At 62.9% G+C, this 5,422-nt stretch carries 3 protein-coding genes; 2 read left to right on the forward strand and 1 reads right to left on the reverse strand.

What is annotated here, in order from left to right; translation table 11 throughout:
• On the reverse strand, positions 1 to 3,156 hold a 3,156-nt coding region (locus tag EOA85_RS26205; protein WP_127211706.1), incomplete at its 3' end, for a DUF3971 domain-containing protein.
• A gap of 95 nt (positions 3,157 to 3,251) precedes the next feature.
• Between EOA85_RS26205 and EOA85_RS26210 the strand changes: the two genes are divergently transcribed.
• Together EOA85_RS26210 and EOA85_RS26215 are read left to right on the forward strand one after the other, a co-directional pair.
• Positions 3,252 to 3,719 (forward strand): peroxiredoxin, encoded by a 468-nt coding sequence (locus tag EOA85_RS26210; RefSeq protein WP_095521882.1) that lies wholly within the window; start codon positions 3,252 to 3,254, stop codon positions 3,717 to 3,719.
• A 186-nt stretch (positions 3,720 to 3,905) separates the two neighbouring features.
• Entirely contained in the window at positions 3,906 to 5,195 is a 1,290-nt protein-coding gene (locus EOA85_RS26215) for a M23 family metallopeptidase (RefSeq protein ID WP_127211707.1), read from the forward strand.
• Positions 5,196 to 5,422 lie beyond the last annotated feature (227 nt).

A 5,422-nucleotide genomic window follows, 5' to 3' on the forward strand; every position in this document is an offset into this window, starting at 1 on the left:
GTCATAGAGCGTGCCCTGGAAAGTGGTGCCGATACGCGGGCCGCGCAGCACGCCATTGGCCAGCTTGAGATAACCGGCGCCCTTTTCGATCTCGGAAAAGCCGCGCTCGAACTTCACTCTCGACGTGTCGATGTTGGCTTTGACAGCTTCGTTGAGGCTGCGGCTGTCGCCCGCCGGCGTCGTCGATACGAGCGAGGCGAGTTTCGGCTCGTTGACCACGAAGAAGTTGTGCGAGTCGACCTGGCCCCTCATCGGCCCATCGCTTGCCCCGGTGAGCGCCAGCGTGATCGAACCGCCCTCCATATGCTCGTAGATGTTGAGGAACCGCAGGATGGCGCCGGCATCGGCCGACGTCACGTTGAGGGCGCGCCTGCCGGCGCCGGTCGTATTGCTGATGCTTATGGCAGCACCCGAACTTGCCGTGGCGCTCACCTTGAGCCCGTTCACCCTGGAGCCGGCGGCGCTGTAGTCGAGCTTCAGGTTCGACAGTCTCTCGTTGTGGAAGCCGGTCAGGGAATTGACATCGGCACTCACCGAAATCGCGTCGGACCCCATGGCCTTGGTGGCGGTGTCGACATCGGACGTGAATTGCTTGATCAGCGAGCGCGCGTCCAGCGCGTTGCCGCTGATGTCGACCGCGTAGCCCTTGCCCGATCGTTTCACTGACACGGCAACGTTGTCTCCCCGGTTCAACGTCACCTTGCTGAACCGCGCCGAGGACAGAGCGCCGTTGACCAGCACCACGCCGCCGTCGATTGAAAAAGTCTTTCCATCCAGGTCGAAGTCGGACAGCGTCGTGGTGTCGTCGGACTTGGCCATGGCAAATGTGACATTGGCTGGAATGCCGGGTCCCTTGCTCCAGCCTGCCCAGGGAATATCCAGCCTGGCACTGGTCAGATCCGCCGAAACAGTCTGGTTGCCCGTGCCGCTCTTGTCGATCGCAACCTTGATGGTTCCGGAAAGCAGCGGCGACAGGCCAGGCATGGCGGCTGCACGCATCTTGTCGTCGAGCACCAGCGCCACTTTCCGGCTGCGTGGCGGTCCGCCATCCCTGAGCGGCTCGATCAGGTCGAGTTCGGCTGGAATGCCATTGAGCAGCGACTTGGCTGATATCACGGCCTTCTCGGGTTCGACCGTGATCGAACCATCGGCGTCCGTCACCGTCTGGTCTTCGAACGGCCTGCCCAGCGACAGGTCTTTGTAATGGAGCGTCACCAGCCAATCGAGTTTCGAGCTGTCGACGCCGGACTGCAGCGGAATGTCCGCCTTGACGTGGCCGGTCACCGTGCCGGACAGTTCGTCCGGCAGCAGGCCGACATGGCGCATGGCATTGATCGGCTCGTAGGAGGCGAGTTCGGCGATTGCCGACGCCTCCCCGGCGACGTCGATATCGAGCGCGCCGATCACCGGCGGGCGGTTCGCCGCCTTGACCTTCAACGTGCCGTTGCTTGCCGCCACCGTGCGGCCGCTGGCCATATAAACGTTGCCCGAGGACAAAGCGACGTCGACGTCATTGCCGTGGAATTCGACAACACCGACGGCATCGCGTATCGGCGGAATGTGACCGGCCGTATCGAAGCGCGATCCTTCGATCTGGAAGCGGCCGAACACTTCATCTGATGAAAGCGGTATCCCGTTGCCCAGGCGCCCGGGCACGACCTGGAACTGCAGGCTCGCGTCGACGACGCGGCCGCCGAACAGGTTCTTCAGCACCCAAAGGCGAGCATTTCCCGCGGAAAACCAGGGCCACAACTGCTTGACATGCGAGACCGGCATATCGTGGACATTGAAGGCAACAGATATGCCAGGCACCTTCCCCTCGACGAACTCGACCGAAGCCGTGCCCAGCGCCTCGCTGGCGGCTCCGGACCTGATCCCGATCTGCTCGGCAACGAGCTTGCGGCTCCTGGTCTGGTAGACGCCGGCGACGCGGGCGATGAAATCGAGCGCGGGTTCGGACGATTCCGAAGGCGACAGCGTCGAGCCGTCGCTGGTCAGGTCGTAGCGGTAGGATGGCTCCTCGCCCGCTGTCCCTGTCGCAGGCTTCGGTCCGATCGAACCGGCGAAATTGAAAATCGAGCGACCGGTTTTCAACAGCAGCTTGTCGACCTGGATCTTGTTCGAACCGGCGACAAGCGTGGCATTGAGATCGATGTCTGCTGGAAGTGAGCCGCGGGAGCCAAAATCTAGCACGGAACCGGCGAACGACAACGAGGCCGCCAGCCGCGACGCATTCTCGCCGGATCCTTCCGATCCCGCCAGCTTCAAGGCAATCGCGCCCAGCGTCCCGCCTGGCGCTGCCGCAGCCCCGTTAACCTCCGCTATCTCGACGCTGGCATCCAAAGCCGTCACGCGCCGCGTCGTCGTATCGCGGGTCGCTGATGCGGTGATGGTGAGTGCCCTGCCGTCGACCTCCGCTTCGGACGAAAACTCCATGCCGCCCGGCCCCGACTGCCCAACGGTGGCATCTGTGATCCTGACCAGTTTGACCGACCCGGCCTCGGGCAGAACGACGTCGACATTGCGGAGGTCGATCCGGCGCATCGAATCCTCGCGCACCGCATCGAGCGCGTGGTTGACGCTGGCAAAGACCGTGCCGGCCAGTCTTTCCGGGTCGATGAGGCCGTCGTCATTGCGCAGCGCCGCCGTCCAGTCGCCACCCGATGGCAGCGCCGCCATAACGATGCGCGCATCGGAAATCCTGGCGCTGGTAAGCCGCACCTCGCCCGAAAGCAGCGGTATCAGCCTTATGCCGAAGCGGACACGCCCAGCATCGGCCATCGGTTTGCCGTCGGCGGTCTTGAGGCTGACGTCGCTGACCTGTAGCGCGATGAAGCTCGATCCGTCGAGCGTGAGACGGGCCGGCCCGACCGCAACATCGACATCGACGCCGGCCAATTTCTCGATGGCCGTTTCCGCTTCGGCCCGCAGCCGCTCGGCGCCGAAACCGGACATGCCGATCGCATACACAGCGGCGGTGGCCAGCAGCACAAGCACCACAAGGCCGGCAAACAGCCGCGCAAGAACACGAACGCCGCGGCCGATCGACGCCTGGCCGAGCGGCGGTACGCGGCACGCGGACGGGAAGGCACCCAGGTCGGTGATTTCATCACGCCTGAATCTAATCTTCTCGTGCTGCGGCTGCTCCTGATCCACACAATTTTCCGTTGAACGAACTCGACCGTGGACGAATCCCGGTGCGACAATATATCGATGGGGCTTCGCGCGTAACCTCAAACAAGGGCATCGATATGGCTGATCTCGACCTCGGCGACCTTGCGCCGCAGTTCGACCTTCCCCGAGACGGCGGCGGCTCGCTCAGCCTCGCGTCATTGCTGGGAAAGCCGGTCGTGCTTTACTTCTATCCGCAAGACGACACCACAGGCTGTACCAATGAGGCGATCGGCTTTTCGCAGTTGAAGCCGGAGTTCGAAAAGCTCGGCGCCGCCGTCATCGGCCTGTCGCCGGACAGCGTCCGAAAACACGACAAATTCAAATCAAAATACGACCTGACCGTCGACCTCGTCGCCGACGAGGAGCGCAAGGTGATCGAAGCCTATCATCTGTGGGTCGAGAAGAAGCTCTATGGCCGCCGTTATATGGGCGTAGAGCGCGCAACGTTCCTGATCGGCAGCGACGGACGGATTGCCAAGATATGGCGGAACGTACGAGTCAAAGGCCATGCCGAGGCGGTGCTGGAGGCCGTCCGCGCGCTCTGATAGCGACGTTGGCTGTGGGCTGAGAGCCCCATGTGAGGCATGAAGCGCTGAGCCTGCGCCTCATGCCCTCATGCCAATCCAGCTGCAACCCATGGGCTGCAAGGAGCTGGGCTCTAGCAACCGACCGTTAACCTTAATGATGTGTAGTCAGGCTTGTCGTTGGTATCGTAACGAAAGCTTGGTCCCGTGAACGTAGCCAGTCAGTCAACGGTCTTCGGCAGGCGCAAGGAGCCCCACACGGTCATTATCGCCCGGGGCAACGAGATCAGGCATTTCACCATACGTCCATGGGTTGCCGCATTTTGCGGCTCCGCGCTGGCGGCGATGGCCATAGGCTACCTGCTGGCGACCTCCTATCTCGTGCTGCGCGACGACCTGATCGGCGCGACCACGGCACGGCAGGCGCGCATGCAGCAGGCCTATGAGGACCGCATCTCCGCGCTGCGCGCCCAGGTCGACCGGATCACCAGCCGTCAGCTTCTCGACCAGCAGCTCATGGAAACCAAAGTTGGCGAACTGCTGGAACGACAGACCCAGCTCAGCCTGCGCCATGGCCGCCTCGGTCCGCTCCTCGAACGCGGCGAGAGCGAAGTCGGAACGCCACCTGCCGCAGGCACTGCTGCGTCCGCAAAGCCGGAAAAACGCGCCGACGTAACCGACGCCCAGCCGCAGTCGTATTCGGTTGCCAGCGTCGGCGCCAACCTTGGCGCCGGCGATACCAGGCCGTTCTCCCTGTGGTCGACCCGCTCCGATCCGCTGCCGAGCGATACGGCGGCCGATCGTGCCGACAAGCTGTTCATATCGATCAGCGAGTCGCTCAAGGCCATAGAGAGCCAGCAGCTCACCCGCATCACCACGCTTGCCGACAACGCCTACAGAAACGCCGATGCAATCTCTCAGGCGCTCGAGGCGGCTGGCCTGCCGGTCGACAGCGATTTCGGCAAGAGCGATACCGGCGGTCCGCTGATACCACTCGACAGTTCGATGACGTTCGACAGCAAGGTAAGGGAACTCGACGAGGCGCTGGACGCGCTCGATCGTCTGAAGACGGAGGCGCGACGGCTGCCGCTCGCCAATCCCGCCCCCGGTCGCTCGGTCACCAGCCCGTTCGGCGTGCGCACCGATCCGCTCCTCGGCACCGCCGCGCTGCATTCGGGGATGGATTTCAGGGCGCCGACCGGAATGCCTGCCAAGGTGACGGCGCCCGGCGTCGTCGTCAAGGCCGGCTGGAACGGCGGCTATGGCCGCATGGTCGAGGTCGACCATGGCAATGGCTTTGCGACGCGCTATGGGCATCTCAGCAAAATCAACGTGACCGTCGGCAAGAGACTCAATGCCGGCGACGTCATCGGTAAGACCGGCAGCAGCGGCCGCTCGACCGGCCCGCATCTGCATTACGAGATCCGCCACAATGGCGAAGCCATCGACCCGCTGCGCTTCCTAAGGGTCGGCAAGAAGGTCGCGCAGTATCTCTGAAGCCCGCATCTTCTTCATTAAGACAGATCTGGCCGTTTTCCATCTGATAGCGGCCTCTGCTCCTGCTCCGTGTCGCTGGTGAACCCCGGACGCATCATGCGCGGAAGTCATTTATTATTTTTGAATTCCATTTGACTGAATAAATATTCGGTGCGAACCTCATATATCCTAGGGACGCAAGACATGGCACTGCGGGGTACCAATCAGGAATTCGGGCGGCCTTACAA

This window comes from Mesorhizobium sp. M5C.F.Ca.IN.020.29.1.1 (assembly GCF_003997375.1).
In the GTDB taxonomy this organism is placed as follows: Bacteria; Pseudomonadota; Alphaproteobacteria; order Rhizobiales; family Rhizobiaceae; genus Mesorhizobium; species Mesorhizobium wenxiniae.